This window comes from Streptomyces sp. NPDC048636 (genome assembly GCF_040650655.1).
Lineage (GTDB): Bacteria > Actinomycetota > Actinomycetes > Streptomycetales > Streptomycetaceae > Streptomyces.
The window spans coordinates 255,601-274,846 of sequence record NZ_JBEZHR010000008.1 but is presented as its reverse complement, the minus strand read 5'-3'; the positions used below and the strand labels follow the sequence as shown (position 1 = coordinate 274,846).

Genomic DNA, 19,246 nt, shown 5'->3' with positions numbered 1-19,246 from the left:
CCGTATGCCGCCCACAGCCAAGGGGCTTTGCGCTGCCATGACGTGGCATGCACCCACCGTCCCGTCGCACGGGGAGCAAAGAATGGTGCTCCCACCTCGGAACGGGGTCGGGAGCGGCCAAGGGGCTCTTACGCCTCTCGATGGCGAGGGCATCCATGCCAGCGGGGTGACCTCGGCGACCTACGGTTGACGGCAGCGCGCAGCTGCGCGGTACCGCGCACTAGGTCGACCAGATCGACTGACAGACAAACCGGACGGGATTGACCCGTCTGCGAGTTGGGAGCACGGCGGCTCCCAGATGACTCCCAGAGCCCACTCCGGGAACGGCAAAGGCCGTCCCCGCTATTCGCGGAAACGGCCTCCGACCTGCGAAAACGCTGGTCGGGACGACAGGATTTGAACCTGCGACCCCTTGACCCCCAGTCAAGTGCGCTACCAAGCTGCGCCACGTCCCGGTGCTTGCTCGGCCTGGGCTCTCGCCCTTGCCGACCGCGCACGAGAACAATACCGCACTTCAGGGGGTGGCCGCTGCCACCCCGGGGGCGCGATGGATCTCCACCCGGGCGGGCCGTGGGGCGGTGGGATGGCGGAGGACGGGCGCACCCAGCAGGGGTCACGCTGGGTGGTCGGGTGGTGGCGGTTCGTCGCCGAGGAGGTAGCGGGCGCCTGAGCCGCGGGTGGAGGCGGCGTCGGAGGGGTTGTAGAGGGAGCACTTGCGCAGGGACAGGCAGCCGCAGCCGATACAGCCGGTGAGCTTGCGCTTCAGGCGTTCCAGGTCGGCGATCTGCTCGTCGATGCGGTGGGACCAGGTGCGGGCGACCGCGTTCCACTGGGTGGCGTTGGGGGCGCGGTCGGCCGGGAGGCGGTCCAGGGCGGTACGGGTTTCGTCGAGGGAGAGGCCGACCTGCTGGGCGGCGCGGATGAAGGCGACGCGACGGAGTGTGGAGCGGGCGAAGCGGCGCTGGCGGCCGGCGGTGCGCTGGGAGTGGATCAGGCCGAGTTCCTCGTAGTAGCGCAGGGCCGAGGTGGCCAGCCCGCTGCGGGTGGCCAGCTCCCCGATGGTGAGGAGGTCGGAGGTCGACGTCATGGCGGTCGATCCTAGGGCGGGTCGAGGGAGGTCCCGGGGCGCGTTCGGGGATGGGGATGGGGATCCGGGGCGGGCCCCGGGGTCGGGGCGTCGGGGGGCGGGGGGTCGGGGCGTCGAGGCGTCGGCGGGGCGCGCCGACCGCGGTGCGTGGCGCAGCAGCCCGCGCCCACACGGGCGTCGGACGCTTGACTTCAAGTCCGCTTGAAGTTGCACGCTCTTCTCATGACCTCCACCGCAGTTCACAGCGCATACGGATACGACGATCTGCCCCGGCTCATGGGTCTGATGACCGGCGACGAGAAGCACGGTCCGGCCGCCACCTCCACGCTGGACGCGCTCTGGGTGCTCTACGAGCGGGTGCTGCGGGTGTCGCCGGAGCGGGTGGACGACCCCGAGCGGGACCGGTTTCTGCTCTCCAAGGGGCACGGGCCGATGGCGTACTACGCGGTGCTCGCCGCCAAGGGGTTCCTCGGCGAAGCGCTGCTGCCGGGGTTCGGGTCCTACGACTCTCCGCTCGGGCACCATCCGGACCGGCTGCTGGTGCCCGGTGCGGAGATCAGCAGCGGGTCGCTCGGGCACGGGCTGCCGCTGGCCGTGGGGACGGCGCTCGGGCTGCGGGCCCAGGGGCGGACCGGGCCCGCGGTGTGGGTGCTGATCGGCGACGCGGAGCTGGACGAGGGCAGCAACCACGAGGCGATCGCGTACGCCGGGGCGGTCGGGCTGGAGCGGCTGCACACGCTCGTGATCGACAACGCCTCCGCCACCCATGGCTGGCCCGGCGGCATCGCCTCCCGCTTCGCGGCCGAGGGGTGGTCCACGGCCACCGTGGACGGGCGTGATCACCAGGCCCTGTACGAGGCGTACGGCGCACCGCATCCGGGGCGGCCGCATGCCGTCGTCGCCCGGGTCGAGCCCAAGAACTGAACTCCGTCCCACTCGAGATTTCCGTGAAAGGACCTTCGCGCCATGGACACCATGCGTGAGCGCTTCGCCTCCACCGTCTCCCGTCTGCTCGACGACGATCCCCGGCTGGCCGTTGTGCTCGCCGAGATCGGCATGGCCAACTTCACCGACGCCCAGCGCGCCCATCCCGACCGAGTGATCAACGTCGGGATCCGTGAGCAGCTGCTGGTCGGGGTGGGCGGCGGGCTGGCGCTGACCGGGATGCGGCCGATCCTGCACACGTTCGCCAGCTTCCTGGTCGAGCGGCCCTTCGAGCAGCTCAAGCTGGACTTCGGGCACCAGGGCACGGGTGGGGTGCTGGTGAGCGCGGCCGGTTCCTACGACTGGCCCGCGGGCGGTTTCACCCATATGTCGCCCGGGGACATCGCCCTGCTGGACACCCTCGACGGCTGGACGGTGCATGTGCCCGGCCACCCCGACGAGGCCGAGGCCCTGCTGCGGCACGCCGCCGCGGCCGACGACGACCCCGTCTACGTACGGCTCTCGGCACACACCAACGCCGCGCCGCGTGCCCTCGCACCCGGCCGTTTCCTGACCGTGCGGGAGGGGCGCGGCGGGGTGGTGATCGCGGTCGGGCCGATGCTCGATTCCGTGCTCACCGCCGTCGAGGGGTTGGACGTCACCGTGCTGTACGCCACGACCGTCCGCCCCTTCGACGAGCGCGCGCTGCGCGCCGCCGTCCACACGAACGCGCGGGCGGACGTCGTGCTCGTCGAGCCGTATCTCGCGGGCACCTCGACGGCCGCGGTCAACGACGCCCTCCCCGATCTGCCGCACCGGGTGCTCGGGCTCGGCATCGGACGGCGTGAACTGCGCCGCTACGGCGGTATCGAGGAGCACCTCGCCGGTCAGGGGCTGGACCCCGGCTCGCTCCGGCAGCGCGTCTCCGGTTTCCTGGGCCGGTGAGGAGTACGCGCTCCCCGACCCGCCCCCTCAGATGTGTTTGTCCAGCCAGGCCAGCAGGTCCGTCTGTACCTCGTCCCGATTGGTCTCGTTGAGGATCTCGTGCCGGGCTCCCTGGTATCCCCGCCAGCTCAGCTCCCGCGTACCGATGTAACGGAAGTCCTCGAGCAGTTCGTAGACCAGGGTCATCCGCTGGTTGCAGGGGTCCTCGGTGCCCACCGCCAGGTGCACCGGCAGGGCGGCCGGGATCCTGGCCTGCTGCCGCGGGTCGTTGATCTTGCGCACGGCGTGTACCCAGTCCAGGGCCAGACCGGCGCTGAAGGGGAAGCCGCAGCGGTCGTCCGCGGCGTAGGCCGCCACCTCCGCCGTGTCCCGGGAGAGCCATTCGAAGCCGGTGCCGAACTCGTACGGGTCGTTGAACGACGCGAAGAGGGAGGGGGTGAAGGTGGACAGCGTGGTACGGCCGCCGACCGTGATCTCCTGCCCGATCCGCGCCGTCGCGTCCTCGATCTCGGTGCCGGGGAGGGTGCGGAAGGTCCCCGAGAGGATCAGTCCGGCCAGCTCCTCGCCGTATTCCTGGGCGCAGTCGCGGGCCAGCATCGAGCCCAGGCTGTGGCCGAGGAGCACCAGGGGAAGCCCGGGGTGTTCGGCGCGGGCGCGGTCGCCGACCGCGCGCAGATCGGCGACGATCGCCCGCCAGCTGTCGCCTTCCTCACCGACCATCCCGAGGCCGCCCGTGGACGCCGCGGTGGCTCCGTGGCCGCGGTGGTCCGAGGCCACCACCGCATAGCCGTGTCCGCTCAGGAAGCGGGCGAACCGGTCGTAGCGCTGGGCGTGTTCGGCGGCGCCATGGGCGATCTGGACGATCGCGCGCGGCGCACCGCCCTCCGGCAGCCAGGTGTACGTCGCGACGCGCACACCGTCCGGGGTGGGCAGCTGGTCGGTGCGGTAGGTGATGCCGCCTGCTGGCATACGGTCTCGTCTCCCGGGGTCGGGGTCGGAGCCCTGCTGGAGGGCTCGGTGGGCTGAAGGTCTCTGTTGGGCTGAAGGTCTCTGGAGGGGTCATGGAGGCCGGGTGGAGGGAGCCTCGAACGCGGGAAGGAACGGAAGCCCACTCTCCCCTTACCTGGGGCGCAAGCCAAGGCTGTTGGCAGCAAGGTGTTGACCGCGAACCCGTGGGGTGTGCAACGATCAACCGCTCTGTCTGCTGATTGTGAACTCCTGACCCGTACAACTCCCGTGCTCCAGGAGGACCGTTGGACGCTCCAGATGCCCCAGGCACCGTAGACGCTCTCGTCACCTCCGGCGCTCCAGAAGCCCCGGACACCTCGGGCGCCCCGGGCGCGCCGGACAGCCGTGACGCACCGGACACCCCGGGCGCGCCGGACGCCCCGGATACCCTGCTCTCCGCCCTCTCCCGGCGGCGCTTCCTCCAGGCCGCCGCCGCGGGCACCGCCACCGCCGCCGTCACCACGCTGCCCGCCGAGGCCGCCGCCGTCGGGGCGCGGGCCGCGGCCCAGCAGCCGCGGCGCGCCTCGCTCTCCTTCACCGCCGCCACCAACGGCGCCGCCACCCTCGCCCCCTCCGGCCAACGCCTCGTCGCCGAGGTGCAGAACGTCCTGTGGTCCATGCCCCACGACGGCGGCGACGCCACCCCGCTCACCCCGCCGGAGCTCGAACCCACCCGCCCCGTCTTCTCCCCCGACGGTGAACAGCTGGCCGTCTGCGCCTACAAGGGCGGCGGGTTCCACATCTGGACGCTGCGCCCCGACGGGACGGATGTGCGCCAGCGAACGGACGGTCCCTGGGACGACCGCGGTCCGGCCTGGTCGCCCGACGGCACCCGGATCGCCTTCGCCTCCGAGCGCGGCGGCGACCCGGTGGCGGGCAGCCCGTACCGGGTGTGGGTGCTGGACCTGTCGAGCGGTGAACTCACCCGGCTCACCGGTCTTTCCGGCCAGGAGGGACCGCTCCAGGACGGCGCCTGGGAGGACTTCGACCCGACGTGGTCCGCGGACGGCGAGCGGGTGCTGTTCGTCCGCGGAGTGCCCGGCGGGGTGCCCGTGGGCAGTGTGCTGGACGCCCGTACGGTGGCCTCCGTACGAGCCGACGGCACCGGTCCGGTGCGGGTGGAGCACACCGAGACGGCCACCGGCGCCCAGGTGATGACGCCCGCGCTCTCGGCAGGCGGACGCCTCGCCTATCTGCGGACCACCCCCGCGCCGAGCGCCTCCTGCACCCTGGTCGTGGACGGGAAGCCGGTCGCCCTGGAGGGCGAGCCGCAGCCCGTGCCGCCACGCTGGACCGCCGAGGACGAACTCCTGCTGACCGTGGACGGACGGTTCCAACTGGTGCGCCCCGGTGGGTCGGACGGCGGCCGGAGTCCGTCCCGGGAGATACCCTTCCGCGCCACCCTCACCATCGACCGGCCCCGCTACCGCGTCAAGAACTACGACTTCGACGGCGGCGGGGCGCGGCCGGTGCGCGGGATCCATCTGCCCGCGCTGTCCCCGGACGGCCGCCGGGTGGCCTTCGCCGCGCTCAACTCCCTCTGGGTCGCGGACGTCTCCGGCGGCCGGTCTCCCAAGCGGATCGTCAAGGCCCCGCCCACCCGCTATCTGCTGGCGCCCACCTGGACCTCCGACGGGCGTGCGCTGGTCTTCGCCGACGACCGCGACGGGCTGCTCGCCGTACGCCGCCGGGATCTCGCCACCGGCGAGGAGACGGTGCTCGCCTCGGGCGGCCGGGTGCACCCCGCGCTGTCCCCCGACGGCAGACGGCTCGCCTGTGTCGACATGTCGGGAAACCTGGTCCTGCGCGATCTCGACGCCGCTACGGAGCGGGTGCTGGCCGCGCCGCTGGGCGCGGGCGGGCTGCCGGGGCGGCCAAGTTGGTCACCCGACGGCCGGTACGTCGCGCTGTGCGACCGCAACCGGCTGAACCAGCGCTTCCGCGAGGGCTACAACCTGATCCGGGTCGTGGACACCACCAGCGGGGCGGCGAAGCTCCACGCGGTGGCGGCACACACCTCGCTCTCGGACCGCTATGACTCCGGGCCCGTCTGGTCCCCCGACGGCCGCCATATGGCGTTCATCGCCGAATCCGCGCTGTGGCTGCTGCCGGTGCGGCCGGACGGCACCCCCGACGGGAAGCCGCGGCAGCTCACCGACGAGGCCGCCGACCACCCGTCCTGGTCCCGGGACTCACGGCGGCTGCTGTATCTGTCGGCGGGGCGGCTGCGGCTGCTGGACGTCGACTCGGGAGAGGCCCGTACCGTCCGGGTGCCGCTGGACCGGCGGCGGCCGCGGCCGGCCGACACCGTGGTGCACGCCGGACGGTTCTGGGACGGCACCGGCGGTGACCGCACGGTCCGCGAGGACGTGGACATCGTGGTGCGCGGCGGGCGCGTGGCCGCCGTGGAGCCGCACCGCGGCGGGCGGGTGGCCAAGCGCCGGGTCGACGCCTCGTCCCGCACCGTGCTGCCGGGCCTGTGGGACGCGCACACCCATCCCTGGCAATACACCTACGGCGGCCGTCAGACCGCACTCCAGCTGGCCTACGGCATCACCACGGCGGTCTCCCTGGGCGGCTTCGCGTACGAACAGGCGCGGCTGCGGGAGGCGGTGGCGGCGGGCGCGCTGGCCGGGCCGCGGCTGCTGGCCACGGGTGAGCTGCTGGACGGGCCGCGGGTGGCGTACAGCATGGGCCGGGCGCATCGCACCCGTGCCGGGCTGCGGCGCTCGCTGGAGCGCGCCGCCGCGCTCGACTGGGACTTCGTCAAGACCTATGTCCGGGCGCCGGGTTGGGTGATGGAGGAGGCGGCGCGGTTCGCGCACGAGCGGCTCGGAGTGCGCACCGGAAGCCATCTGTGCACCCCCGGCATCCAGCTCGGCCAGGACCTGACGACCCATCTCCAGGCCACCCAGCGGCTGGAGTACGGGCACGCCACGACCGCGACCGGACGGGCGTACCAGGACCTGGCCGAGGTCTACACGGCCACCTCGGACTTCCGGCTCATCGCCACCCCGTTCACGGCCTCGCCACTGGTCGGCGCGGATCCGTCGCTGGCGGAGGACGAGCGGGTCACCCGGCTGATGCCGCCGTGGGACTCCGCGCTGGTGCGGCAGCTCGCCGGGACCCCGCCGACCGACGCCCAACTCGCCACCCTGCGCACGGAGATCGGCGTCTACCGGAGGATCCTGGAAGCGGGCGGCGTGGTCGCGCTGGGCACGGACCAGCCGCTGGTGCCGGTGGGGCTCCATCTGCACCTCGCACTACGGGCGCTGCACCGGTACGGGCTCTCGCCCGCGGAGGCGCTGCGGACGGCGACGGTGCTGCCCGCGCGGACCTTCGGTGCCGAACGCGATCTGGGCACCCTGGAAGTCGGGAAGCTGGCGGATCTGACGGTCGTGGACGGCGATCCCTTCACCGACTTCGACTCCCTGGTGCGGACGGTGGCGGTGCTGCGCGGCGGAATGCCGTTCCGGAGCCGGGAACTGGTCGAGTCCTTCCCGGCCACCGGGCAGACGCCGCACGGCAAGACGGCCGACCACTGGCTGGAGGTGGGACGGCAACTGCGCCGGGACAGCTGCTGCGAGCTGCACGGCTGAGCGGGGTTCGCTGAGCGGCGCCGGGCTTTCGTTCACCGGGCCCGGTGCCGCTCCGGCCGCGCCACCCGTCCGCTCAGAACACCGGCTGGCCGATGCCCATCAGATTTCCCTCGCTGTCCCGGAACCACGCGGCACGTTCCCCCCGGGCGCCCTTGCTCGGGTAGTTCCCCTCGATCTCGGCGATCCCGTCCTTCGTACGGAACCCGGGGGCGTCGACCTCCTCGAACACCACACCGCGCCCGCTGAGCTCGGCCACGGCCGCCTCGAGGTCCTCGACCTCCCAGCCCATCTGGGTGAAGGTGCCGGACGAGGCCCCCGTCGACTGGAACACCGCGAAATCCGTGCCTCCGCAGCGGTACAGCAGCCCGCCGGGGCGTACGTCGACGGGTTCCAGGCCGAGCTTCTCCGCGTAGAAGCGCCGGGCCCGTTCCAGGTCCTGGGCGGGCAGCCGGGTGGCCACACGGCCCCGGCCCAGGGCGCCGCTGTTGTCTGCGTTCATGGATCCACTGTGCCCGGGGCGGGCCCGCTCGGCCCGCCGCCGTTCAGCCATTCGTGCCATGCGGCCGTTCCCCCGCCGCCGGCAGCGGGGCACCGCTCGGCCGGGTCAGGCCGAGGAGGTCACGGGCCGGGCCCGTGGGGCGGTGGCCGGCGGGCCAGACCGCGCGCAGGTCGCGGCGCAGCCGTACGTCCGCCACCGCGACCTCCACCAGCCGCCGGGCGGCCAGCTCCTCGTGCACGGCCAGTCGGCTGAGCACGGCCGGTCCGGCGCCGCTGACCGCCGCCGCCTTGACCGCCGTGGTGGAGGCGAGCTCCAGCAGCGGGGCGGCCAGACCGCCGTGGTCGGCGAGGGCGGCGTCCAGGACCTGACGGGTGCCGGAGCCGCGCTCGCGCAGGATGAGCGGCGTGGCGGCGAGCTCCGCCGGGCTGATCGGGGCGCGGCGGCGCGCCCACGGGTGGGCCGGGGCGGTGACGACGGCCAGCCGGTCCTGGCCGATGACCACGCCGTCCAGCCCACCGGGCACATCGAGACCCTCGACGAAGCCGATGTCCGCCTCCTCGCCCAGCAGCCGCCCGGCGACGGCCGCCGTGTTCCCGGCGAGCAGGGAGACGGCGGTGTCCGGGCGCAGCGTGCGCAGCGCTATCAGCCAGCCGGGCAGCAGGTACTCGGCGATGGTCATGCTGGCGGCCACCCGCAGCCGGGAGTCCCGGCGGTCGCGCAGGGCGTGGACGCCCGCGTCGAACGCCTCGGCGGCCTCCACCACCCGCCGGGCCCAGTCGGTGACCAGCGCCCCGGCCTCGGTGAGCCGGGAGCCGCGCGGTGAGCGGTCGACGACGGCGACGCCCAACTGCCGTTCCATGGCCCGGATCCGGCTGCTGGCGGCGGGCTGGGTGATGCCGAGCTCGCGGGCGGCGCGGCCGAGGCTGCCGAGCCGGGCGACGGCGAGGAGCAGCTCCAGCGCGCCGAGGTCGGGGACGCGGTGGGAGACGGGCGCGCCGTGATCCCCGTCGTGCCCCCTGGGCGGTACCGGTACCGCGCCACCGTTGTGTCCGTCGCTCATAAGTTCAGTTTATGCCCTCATAGAGAGGCGGTGTCTGGTGGCCGCCGGGCGGGCGCGCGAGGCTGCGGTCATGGTCACTGTCGCGCCTGCCCGCCCCCTCCCCGCCACCGTGGGCGGACGCCCCCGGGCGTCCGTACGCCACCTGGGCCCCAACTGGTACGCCACGGTGATGGGCACCGCGATCGTGGCCGGCGCGGGCGCCGGTCTGCCGGTGGACGTTCCGTGGCTGCGGGACCTGTGCCGCCCGGTGTGGGCGCTGTCGGTGCTGATGCTGGCCGCCGTGCTGGTGGCCCGTACGGCGCACTGGGCCCGCCACCGCGACCGGGCCCGCGCCCAGCTGCTCGACCCGGCGGTCGCGCCGTTCTACGGCTGCCTGGCGATGGCGCTGCTCGCGGTCGGCGGCGGCACGCTGACGGTCGGATCGGATGTCATCGGCGTCGGCGCGGCGGTCGCGCTGGACGCGGCGCTGTGGACGGCGGGGACGCTGCTGGGCCTGGTCGTCGCGGCCGGGATCCCGTATCTGATGGTGACCCGCCACCGGATCGGCGCCTCGGACGCCTCTCCGGTGTGGCTGCTGCCCGTGGTGGCGCCGATGGTGTCGGCGGCGCTCGGCCCGCCCCTGGTGCCGCATCTGCCCGCCGGGCAGTGGCGGGAGGCGATGCTGCTGGGGTGCGCGGCGCTGATGGGGGCGAGCCTGCTGGCGACGCTGCTCATGCTGCCGCTGGTCTTCGCCCGCCTGATGCGCCACGGGCCGCTTCCGTTGGCGCAGACGCCCGCGCTCCTCCTGGTCCTCGGTCCGCTCGGACAGTCCACGACGGCCGCTGGCGCACTGGCCGACGCCACGCGGTCGGCGGGATACACCGGGGTTCCGGAGGCCGCCGCGCGGTTCGCCTCGGTGGTGTACGGGGTGCCGGTGATGGGGTTCGCGCTGCTGTGGCTGGCGCTGGCCGGGGCGCTGGTGGTGCGGGCGGTACGGCGCGGTATGCCGTTCGCGATGACGTGGTGGGGGTTCACCTTCCCGGTCGGCACCTGTGTCACGGGCGCGGCGGCGCTGTCCCGCCACACCGGACTGCACGCGTTCGGCTGGCTGTCGGTGGGGCTGTACGGCTTCCTGGTGGCGGCGTGGGCCCTGGTCGGGGTGCGCACACTGGCCGGTCTGACACGCGGCACCCTCCTCGCCCCTCCCCCGTCCGCCACACCCACCGGCGTCTGACGCGCGCGAGGGGCGGCACCCGCCCGGCGGCTCCGGCGGGCAGGGCGCGGACAGCGGGCGTCAGCGGCTCACTTCGCCGATGACAGCGCGGCGTTGAGCACCGCGGGGGCCTCGGTGAGAGAGGGGCCGTACCAGGTGAGGTGGCGGCCGCTGACCAGGGCCGCGGGCACGCCGGGGAACGCCTCGGGGCCGTCGTCGGCCGTGAAGCGGTACGGCTCGTCCGGCAGCACCACCAGATCAGCGTCCCGCGCCGTCAACTCCTCGATGGGGACGCGGGGATAGCGTTCCTGGTGTGCGCCGTAGAGGTGGCGCACGCCCAGCCGGGCGAGGAGGTCCCCGGCGAAGGTGTCCCGGCCCAGCACCATCCACGGCCGCCGCCACACCGGGACGACGGCGCGGCGCGGCGGCCCGTCGGTCCGTACGTCCGCCCAGGCGGCCTCGGCCTCGTCCAGCCAGCCGGGGCGTGGCAGTCCGCAGCCGCGTACCAGGACCCGGTCCAGCTCGCTGAACGCCTGGTCCAGGGTGCGCACTTCGGTGACCATCACCTGGAGACCGGCGGCGCGCAGCGCGTCGAGGTCGGGGGCGCGGTTCTCCTCCTCATTGGCGATGACCAGGTCGGGTGCGAGGGCGGCGATCCGGGCGGTGTCGGGGTTCTTGGTGCCACCGATCCGCTCCGCGCCGAGGCCGGGCGGATGGGTGCACCAGTCGGTCACCCCGGCCAGCAGCTCGGGCGCGGTGGCGGCGACCGCCTCGGTGAGCGAGGGCACGAGGGACACCACGCGCCGTACGGGGGTGCGAGGGTTCATCGCCCCACCGTACGGCGGATGTCCGCCACCGCGCCGCCGAGCCGTCCCCAGTGGGCCTCCTCGGGCCCTCGGCGCCCGACACCGGGCGCTCGGGCGCAAACGCCGCCGCCGCGGCCCGGAGCGTGGGCTCCGGACCGCGGCGGCGGGCGGTCGTGACGGTGACGCGGTGGGGTCAGGAAGTCACCGGCGCCATCTTGTCCACGATGCCGGGGTGAGCGTCCACCCACTTCTGGACGCCCTCCTCCTCATTGCCCTTGCCCGCGTCCTGCACGGCCTGCTCGAGGCTCGCCAGCTCCTTCTCGGTCATATGCCACTTCTTCAGCCAGCCGTTGAACTCCGGGAACTTCTCCGGGAAGGACTTGTTGGCGAGCGTGTGGAGCTGGTTGTTGGCCCCGAACGCCTGCTTCGGGTCGGCGAGCTTGGTGAGCTTGTACTTGCTGTACGCCCAGTGCGGGGTCCACAGGACGACGGCCACCGGTTCCTTCTTGGCGTACGAGCGCTCGAGCTGCGCCAGCATCGCCGGGGAGGAGCCGTCGGAGACCTTGTACTCGTTCTCCAGGCCGTACTCCTTCAGAACCTTGCTCTTGAGGATCTTCATCTCACCGGTGCCCGGTTCGATGCCGATGATCTTGCCCTTGAAGGTGCCGGACTTCCCCTTGAGGTCGGCCAGGGACTTCACGTCCTTGACGTACGACGGCACGGCGATCTCCAGGGAGGTCTTGTCGTACCACGAGCCGACGTCGACGAGATTCTTCTTGTACCTGTCCCAGTACTGTTTCTGCGCGACCGGCAGCCAACCGTCGAACTCGACGTCGATCTGCCCGGAACTCATCCCGGTGAACATCGAGCCGACGTCGTACTGCTTGATCGACGGCTTGTAGCCGCGCCGCTCCAGGACGTTCTTCCACAGGTACGTGGTGGCGATGTCCTCGTCCCACGGGAAGTAGCCGATCTGCGGCGCGGCGCCCGCGTCCTTGCCCTTCTGGTCGGCGCCGCCGGGCACCGGGGCGAGCTTGTTCGCGATGCCCGGGTTCTCCTTCAGCCAGGCGCGCACGCCCTGCTGCTCCTTGCCCTTGCCGGCGTCCTGGATGGCCGCCTCCAGGCTGGTGAGCTGCTTCTCGTTCAGCTTGAAGTGCTTCATCCACTTGGCGATCTGCGGGTTCTTCTTCGCGAAGCCCTTGCGCGCGATCGTGTCGATGTGGTCGCCCTTGCCGAAGGCGCCCTTGGGGTCCTTCAGCTTGGTGAGCTTGTACTTGTCGTACGCCCAGTGCGGGGACCACAGGGTGACCGCGATCGGCTCCTTCTTGGCGTAGGCGCGGTCCAGCTGCGCCAGCATCGCGGCGGTGGAACCCTTGACCAGGGTGAAGTCCTTGTTCAGGCCGTAGCCCGGCATGACCTTGTCCTGCATCAGCTTCATCTCACCGGCGCCGGGCTCAATGCCGATGATCTTCTTCTTGAAGGTGCCGGACTCGGTCTTGAGGTCGTCGAGGGACTTCACTCCCTTGACGTACGAGGGCACCGCGACCTCCAGGGAGGTCTTGTCGTACCAGGAGCCGAGGTTCTCCAGCTTGTCCTTGTACTTCGACCAGTACGTGGCGTGGGTGGCCGGCAGCCAGGCGTCGGTCTGCATGTCGATGTTGCCCGCGGCCATACCGGTCCACAGGGCACCGACGTCGTACGACTGCACCTTGGGCTTGAAGCCGCGCTCTTCCAACAGCTCCTTCCACAGGAAGGTGGAGGCGACGCCCTCGTCCCAGTTGATGTAGCCGAGGTTGACCGACTGTCCCTTGCCGACGTTGGCGGAGACGGTGGGGCCGGTGTCGTTGTCGGCGAACATCTTCATACCGCCGGCGACCAGGGCCAGGACGACGACGCCGACCATGGCGACCGAGGTCGCGGGCCGCCAGTGGAGCACCCGCGTACCCCTGAGCGCCTTGGCCCGCTCCTTGGCCAGGGCGCGGCGGGCGAGCGGCGAGACCCGCTGATTGAGCGCGCTGGTCATCCGGTCCAGGTACATGGCCAGGATGACCACGGCGATACCGCCCTCGAAGCCCATGGCCACGTCGACGGAGCTGATCGCCTGGAAGACGGTAGACCCGAGTCCCTCGGCGCCGACCATACCGGCGATGACGACCATGGACAGGGCCAGCATGATCACCTGGTTGATGCCCGCCATGATGGTGGGCAGCGCGAGCGGCAGCTGGACGCGCAGCAGGGTGCGGCGCGGATGGGTGCCGAAGGCGTCGGCCGCCTCGACCAGCTCGGCGTCGACCTGGCGGATGCCCAGCTCCGTCATGCGGACGCCGGGGGGCATCGAGAAGATGACGGTCGCGACGGCACCGGGGACCACCCCGAGGCCGAAGAAGAAGATGCCGGGGATCAGGTAGACGAAGGCGGGCATCGTCTGCATGAAGTCCAGCACCGGGCGGATGGCCGCGCTCACGGCGCGGTTGCGCGAGGCCCAGATGCCCAGCGGCACCGCGAACACGATGGTGATCACACCGGCGACCAGCACCAGTGCGAGGGTGTTCATCGCCTCGCCCCACAGCTCGATCGAATCGATGAGCGCGAAGCCCGCGAAGGCGAGGACGGCGGGCAGCAGCCCGCGCAGCCACCAGGCGAGCACCGCGAGGATGCCCGCCATCAGCAGCGGCTCGGGGGCGCTGAGCACCGAGTTCACCGCGTCGTACATACCCTGCACGACGGTGGTGATGAAGTCGAAGAGCCAGCTCAGGTTGTCGCGGAGCCAGTTCACGCCGGAGTTGATCCAGTCGCCGAGCGGAATCCTAGGCACCGGAGATCACCTTCTTCACGGACTCGGGCGCGTCCGGTGCGCCGGGTGCCGGTGGTCTCGCGCCGTCGGAACCGGTGTCGCCGTCGCCGAGGACGGCGAGCAGCCGGGCACGGGCGACGACGCCGACCAGGGCACCGTCGCCGTTGGTCACCGCGACCGCGGCACCACTGCGCGAGCAGGGGGTGAACAGCTCGGCGATCGGGGTGTCGGTGCCGACGGTAGCGGGGGCGGCGTCCAGCACGTCCTGCTCGGTGCGCAGCGGTGTGCCGTCGTCGGTGGTGGTGCCCAGCACATCGGCGGGGTCGGACATGATCGCCCCGGCGGTGAGCACCCGGCTGCGGTCGACGTCCTGGGTGAACGAGGCGACGTAGTCGTTGGCAGGGGTGACCAGGATGTCCTCGGCAGTGCCGATCTGGACGATCCGGCCGTCTCGCATGACGGCGATGCGGTCGCCGAGCCGCATGGCCTCGTTGAGGTCGTGGGTGATGAAGACGATGGTCTTCTTGAGCCGCTTCTGGAGCTGGAGCAGCTGGTCCTGCATATCGCGGCGGATCAGTGGGTCGAGCGCGCTGAAGGACTCGTCCATGAGCAGCAGATCGGCATCGGTGGCAAGGGCGCGGGCGAGGCCGACGCGCTGCTGCATACCGCCGGACAGCTCGTCGGGCCAGGACTTCTCCCAGCCGGCCAGGCCGACCATCTCCAGGGCCTCCGTGGCGCGCTTCAGGCGCTTCTCGCGTGGCACGCCCTGGACCTCCAGGCCGTACCCGGCGTTCTCCAGCACGCTGCGGTGCGGGAAGAGAGCGAAGTGCTGGAAGACCATGCTGATCGTGTGGGAGCGCACCTGGCGCAGATCGCGCGGGCTGAGCGCGGTCAGGTCGTGGTCATCGAAGAGGACGCGTCCGGCGGTCGGCTCCAGCAGCCCGTTCAACATGCGCAGCAGCGTGGACTTCCCGGATCCGGACAGACCCATGACGACGAATATCTGGCCCGCCTCCACGTCGAAGGAGGCGTCGATGACCGCCGCCGTCGTACCCTGCGCGCGCAGCTCCTCACGGTCGGTGCCGCCCTCGAGTCTCGCCACCGCCTCTTCAGGTCGTCTGCCGAACACCTTGTACAGGTGTTCAGCTCGCAGCTTGGACACATAGACCTCTCAGGTAGCACCAAAAAACGACCCGCCACCCCCGCCGGCGGGTCGTGGAGCGATGCGATATCCGACCGCATGCCCCTAGCAATAGTTGAATTGTTGAACGGGTTCGCTCCGGGGGCGCGCCTGCCCTGATCCGGTTGGCGTAAACCTTACGGTGGCCCACTTCACACTCCCCATGCGTATGTGTCCGCCGGGTACGGCATCATGCGAGGCGTGACGCGACGCCTGATGCTTCTCGATACCGCCTCTCTCTACTTCCGAGCCTATTTCGGTGTACCGGATTCGGTCAGGGCCCCGGACGGCACTCCTGTGAACGCCGTGCGCGGTCTGCTCGACTTCATCGCCCGGCTGGTGCAGGACCACCGGCCGGACGACCTGGTCGCCTGCATGGACTTCGACTGGCGGCCCGGCTGGCGGGTCGACCTGATCCCCACCTACAAGGCGCACCGGGTGGCCGAGGAGGCCCCCGAGGGCGGCGGGGTGGACGAGGAGGAGGTGCCGGACACCCTCTCCCCCCAGGTCCCGGTGATCGACGCGGTGCTCGACGCGGTGGGCATCGCCCGGGTGGGCGCCGCGGAGTACGAGGCCGACGACGTGATCGGCACCCTCGCGGGCCGGGCCACCGGACCGGTCGACATCGTCACCGGCGACCGCGATCTGTTCCAGCTCGTCGACGACGGGCGGCGGACGCGGGTGCTCTATCCGGTCAAGGGCGTCGGCACCCTCCAGCTGGTGGACGAGGCGCTGCTGCGCGAGAAGTACGGGGTGGACGGCCCGGGCTATGTGGATCTGGCGCTGCTGCGCGGCGACCCGAGCGACGGACTGCCGGGGGTCCCCGGGATCGGCGAGAAGACAGCGGCCAAACTGCTGGCCGCCCATGGCGATCTGGCCGGGATCATGGCCGCCGTGGACGACCCGGCGTCGAAGCTGACCCCCTCACAGCGCAAGCGGCTGGACGAGGCGCGGGCGTATGTCGCGGTGGCCCCGAAGGTGGTGCGGGTGGCCCAGGACGTCCCGCTGCCCGCCTTCGACCCCGCCCTGCCGCGGCGGCCGCGCGATCCCCGGGCGCTGGCCGAGCTGGAGGAGCGCTGGGGCTTGGGAGGATCTTTGCGACGTCTCCTGTCCACTCTTGAGGGCTGAGCTGTTAGCTTAGGCAAGCCTAACTATTGTTGATCAGGGAGACCGTCATGGCAGACCGTCCGGCCCGTAGGAGTCCACGGCCCCATCGGGCCCAGGTGGTCCGCACCGAGCAGCTCACCCCGCATATGGTGCGGGTGGTGCTGGGCGGTGACGGCCTGGCCGCGTTCTCGGCGGGCGAGTGGACCGACCATTACGTCAAGCTGCTCTTTCCTGCCCCGGGCGCCAGCTATCCCGAGCCGTTCGACATCGAGCGGATCCGGGCCGAGTTCCCGCGCGACCAGTGGCCGGTGACCCGTACGTACACGGTGCGCGGCTGGGACCCGGCGGCGCGCGAGCTCGCCCTCGACTTCGTGGTCCATGGCGACGAGGGGCTGGCCGGGCCCTGGGCGCGGCTGGCCGAGCCCGGCCAGGAGATCCATCTGCTGGGGCCGGGCGGTGCGTACGCGCCCCGCGCGGACGCGGACTGGCACCTGCTCGTGGGGGACGAGAGCGCGCTGCCCGCGATCGCCACCGCGCTGGAGCGGCTCGCCGCGCGGCCGGGCGGACCCGGGAACGCGGACCGCGCTCCGGTGCGCGTCTTCCTGGAGGTCGCCGGTCCGGAAGAGGAGCACAAGCTGACCGTGCCGGACGGCGCGGAGGTCGTCTGGCTGCACCGGGGCGCGGCCCCGGTGGGCGAGGCACTGGTGGCCGCCGTGCGCGCGCTGGAGTTCCCCCCGGGCCAGGTGCACGCCTTCGTCCACGGCGAGGCGGGCTTCGTGAAGGAGATCCGCCGCCATCTGCGCCTGGACCGGCAGGTGCCGCGCGAGTGGCTGTCCGTCTCCGGCTACTGGCGCCGCGGCCACGACGAGGACGGCTGGCAGTCGTCCAAGCGGGAGTGGAACCAGCAGGTGGAGGCCGAGCAGGAGGGCGCGGAGCAGGACGCCGCGTAATACGGCCCGGGGGCGCGGTGCACCGCGCCGCCCGCGGAATCGTGCGAGGGCCCCGGCCGGGTGAGGACACCCGGCCGGGGCCCTCGTCATGTGCGGCCGCCGGACGACCACCGCCGGGACGCCCGGTCGAGACCGGGACGAGGGGCGCACTCCCGAGCGAAAATGCCGTGTCAGCTTTTAAGCCTATTTTCGGATGAGTGCCGTAATGCCTCCGATTGCACCTGTCGCACCTATCACCCGATTGCTTTAATCAACTCAGCGAGATTGGCACGCAGCACCTGGTTCTCGGCGCCGACTGGTTGCGCCGGCGCGACGTCAGGCCGCGACGGTCCCCAGCGTGTTCGATCCTCATCGCTTCTGAACCCTCGTCATCACCTCGCACCCGCACCCGGGATGCCTGGCGCGGCTCCGGGCCGCGCATCACAGTGGCCCGCTCACTCCCAGCGCCCGGACGGCCCGGGACACCCCGTGCCCCGGGACCTCGCAAACCCCCGCAACCCCTGGTGGCCGAGCGGCCCCTCAAAGGAGGCAACATCATGGCAACCATCACGTCGCTGGTGGACACCACCACCAGCACCAACCAGGGCAAGGCCGGCGACACGCTCCAGATCAACGGCACCGCCATGCAGACGACCACCAAGGTGAACTTCGGCACGAAGGTCATCACCAGCGGACTGACCGTCACCCCCACCCAGGTCTCCTTGACCATCCCCTCGGGGCTGTGCGCCGGCCAGGTGTCCGTCAGCGTCACCAGCAACACCAATGTCACCAGCAACGCCCTGCCGTTCTTCCTGATCGCCGAACCGGCCACCACCGGTGTGAGCGCCACCTGTGGTCCGGCGGCCGGTGGCACCTCGATCACGGTCTTCGGCAGCAACTTCCTGACCGGGACCGGGGTCACGGTGGGCGGCACCGCGGTCACCCCGACGCCCACCTTCAGCTCCAACTCGCAGGTCACCTTCAACACTCCGGCCCATACGATGGTCAACCCGTGCATCGACACGGTGAACGTCGTCGTGACCACGGCGGGCGGTTCAAGCGCGCCGGTCAGCAACCTGGCCCAGTTCTCGTACTACACCGCCCCGGCCATCACCTCGCTGGCGCCCGCCACGGGCACCGCGGGCGACAGCGTCACGGTCAACGGGACCTGTCTGGTGGACGTGCAATCGGTGGAGTTCGACGACGGAACGACCACCGTCGGCGCCGACTTCACCAGTCTCGGCAACACCCAGCTGGTCACCACGGTGCCCGCGGGTCTCACCCCCGGCGCCGGAACCGTCACCGTCACCACCTGTGGCGGAGCTTCCAACGCCCAGGCGTTCACCATCACCTGATCCGTCGTCGTCCGGCCGCTCCCGGGCGTGCCGGACCCGGTATCACCCACCCGTCCCCCGTCCGCACCACAGGCGCCGGGCGAGCGACGACGCCCCGCGCTCTGGCCGACATCCCGTCGGCCAGAGCGCGGCCGCCTGCCAGGCACGAGAAGGAGAGCATGATGGCCCCCGTAGTGACCAGTGTCAGCCCGAGTCAGGGCACCCCGGCGGGAGGTACCTCCGTCACCATCACCGGCACCGGCTTCCCGGGCGCCACTGTCGTCAGGTTCGGCTCCCAACTGGCCACCAACGTGGTCGTGGTGAGCAATACGCAGATCACCGCCAAGACGCCGCCGGGCACGGGCTCGGTCAAGGTGACGGTCACGGGGCCGAGTGGCACCAGTACCCAGAACGTCTTCTACACCTATACGACGGTGGCGGCACCGGTCCTCACGAGCCTCAGCCCCACCTCAGGACCCACCGCAGGCGGCAACACCGTCACCCTCAACGGCACCAACCTCACCGGGGCGACACAGGTGCTCTTCGGCGCCACACCCGCCACCATCCTCACCAACACCGCCACACAAATCACCGTCACCGCACCCGCCGGAACAGGCACCACCAACGTCACCGTCACCACACCAGGCGGCACCAGCAACGCCCTCCCCTACACCTACACCGCGGCACCCGTCCTCACCAGCCTCAGCCCCACCTCAGGACCCACCGCAGGCGGCAACACCGTCACCCTCAACGGCACCAACCTCACCGGCGCCACACAAGGT

The 19,246-nt window shown here is 71.7% G+C and carries 15 protein-coding genes and 1 tRNA gene; 8 read left to right on the top strand and 8 right to left on the bottom strand.

The window, feature by feature from the left end:
- Positions 1-378: 378 nt before the first annotated feature.
- Positions 379-455, bottom strand: a tRNA-Pro gene (locus AB0C66_RS23370).
- A 158-nt stretch (positions 456-613) separates the two neighbouring features.
- On the bottom strand, positions 614-1,087 hold the full coding sequence (gene soxR, locus AB0C66_RS23365; RefSeq protein ID WP_362441738.1) for a redox-sensitive transcriptional activator SoxR: 474 nt from the start codon (positions 1,085-1,087) through the stop codon (positions 614-616).
- A gap of 222 nt (positions 1,088-1,309) precedes the next feature.
- On the opposite strand from soxR, the gene AB0C66_RS23360 reads away from it, so the two are divergent.
- Both AB0C66_RS23360 and AB0C66_RS23355 read left to right on the top strand, forming a co-directional pair.
- Positions 1,310-2,011, top strand: a complete 702-nt coding sequence (locus AB0C66_RS23360; RefSeq protein ID WP_362441735.1) for a transketolase — start codon at positions 1,310-1,312, stop codon at positions 2,009-2,011.
- Positions 2,012-2,053: 42 nt separating this feature from the next.
- Positions 2,054-2,956, top strand: a complete 903-nt coding sequence (locus AB0C66_RS23355) for a transketolase (RefSeq protein WP_362441732.1) — start codon at positions 2,054-2,056, stop codon at positions 2,954-2,956.
- Positions 2,957-2,983: 27 nt separating this feature from the next.
- On the opposite strand, the gene AB0C66_RS23350 is transcribed toward AB0C66_RS23355, so the two are convergent.
- A complete protein-coding gene (locus AB0C66_RS23350; protein ID WP_362441729.1) occupies positions 2,984-3,925 on the bottom strand; it encodes an alpha/beta hydrolase in 942 nt (313 codons plus the stop codon).
- Positions 3,926-4,353: 428 nt separating this feature from the next.
- Here AB0C66_RS23350 and AB0C66_RS23345 point away from each other — a divergent pair, with 428 nt between their 5' ends.
- Positions 4,354-7,563 carry an amidohydrolase family protein gene (locus AB0C66_RS23345; RefSeq protein WP_362441874.1) on the top strand — a complete coding sequence of 1,070 codons (3,210 nt, stop codon included), beginning with the start codon at positions 4,354-4,356 and terminating at the stop codon, positions 7,561-7,563.
- Positions 7,564-7,636: 73 nt separating this feature from the next.
- On the opposite strand, the gene AB0C66_RS23340 is transcribed toward AB0C66_RS23345, so the two are convergent.
- Entirely contained in the window at positions 7,637-8,062 is a 426-nt protein-coding gene (locus AB0C66_RS23340; protein WP_362441726.1) for a VOC family protein, read from the bottom strand.
- A gap of 43 nt (positions 8,063-8,105) precedes the next feature.
- Positions 8,106-9,122, bottom strand: coding sequence for a LysR family transcriptional regulator (locus AB0C66_RS23335; RefSeq protein WP_362441723.1), 1,017 nt, complete (start codon positions 9,120-9,122; stop codon positions 8,106-8,108).
- Between the two features lie 70 nt (positions 9,123-9,192).
- Between AB0C66_RS23335 and AB0C66_RS23330 the strand changes: the two genes are divergently transcribed.
- Positions 9,193-10,335, top strand: coding sequence for a TDT family transporter (locus AB0C66_RS23330; RefSeq protein WP_362441720.1), 1,143 nt, complete (start codon positions 9,193-9,195; stop codon positions 10,333-10,335).
- A gap of 68 nt (positions 10,336-10,403) precedes the next feature.
- On the opposite strand, the gene AB0C66_RS23325 is transcribed toward AB0C66_RS23330, so the two are convergent.
- The 3 genes from AB0C66_RS23325 to AB0C66_RS23315 form a co-directional block, all read right to left on the bottom strand.
- Positions 10,404-11,141, bottom strand: coding sequence for a helical backbone metal receptor (locus AB0C66_RS23325; protein ID WP_362441717.1), 738 nt, complete (start codon positions 11,139-11,141; stop codon positions 10,404-10,406).
- 172 nt (positions 11,142-11,313) lie between these two features.
- Complete coding sequence (locus tag AB0C66_RS23320; protein ID WP_362441714.1) at positions 11,314-13,935, bottom strand: ABC transporter permease/substrate binding protein; 2,622 nt, start codon at positions 13,933-13,935, stop codon at positions 11,314-11,316.
- Positions 13,928-15,076 (bottom strand): glycine betaine/L-proline ABC transporter ATP-binding protein, encoded by a 1,149-nt coding sequence (locus AB0C66_RS23315; protein ID WP_362441711.1) that lies wholly within the window; start codon positions 15,074-15,076, stop codon positions 13,928-13,930. Before AB0C66_RS23315 ends, AB0C66_RS23320 begins: the two co-directional genes overlap by 8 nt.
- 210 nt (positions 15,077-15,286) lie before the next feature.
- Between AB0C66_RS23315 and AB0C66_RS23310 the strand changes: the two genes are divergently transcribed.
- The 4 genes from AB0C66_RS23310 to AB0C66_RS23295 all read left to right on the top strand — a co-directional run.
- Positions 15,287-16,222 carry a 5'-3' exonuclease gene (locus tag AB0C66_RS23310; protein WP_362441708.1) on the top strand — a complete coding sequence of 312 codons (936 nt, stop codon included), beginning with the start codon at positions 15,287-15,289 and terminating at the stop codon, positions 16,220-16,222.
- A 47-nt stretch (positions 16,223-16,269) separates the two neighbouring features.
- A complete protein-coding gene (locus tag AB0C66_RS23305) occupies positions 16,270-17,151 on the top strand; it encodes a siderophore-interacting protein (protein ID WP_362441705.1) in 882 nt (293 codons plus the stop codon).
- A gap of 536 nt (positions 17,152-17,687) precedes the next feature.
- On the top strand, positions 17,688-18,485 hold the full coding sequence (locus AB0C66_RS23300; protein WP_362441702.1) for an IPT/TIG domain-containing protein: 798 nt from the start codon (positions 17,688-17,690) through the stop codon (positions 18,483-18,485).
- Positions 18,486-18,643: 158 nt separating this feature from the next.
- The coding region (locus tag AB0C66_RS23295; RefSeq protein WP_362441699.1) for an IPT/TIG domain-containing protein at positions 18,644-19,246 on the top strand (603 nt) is incomplete at its 3' end.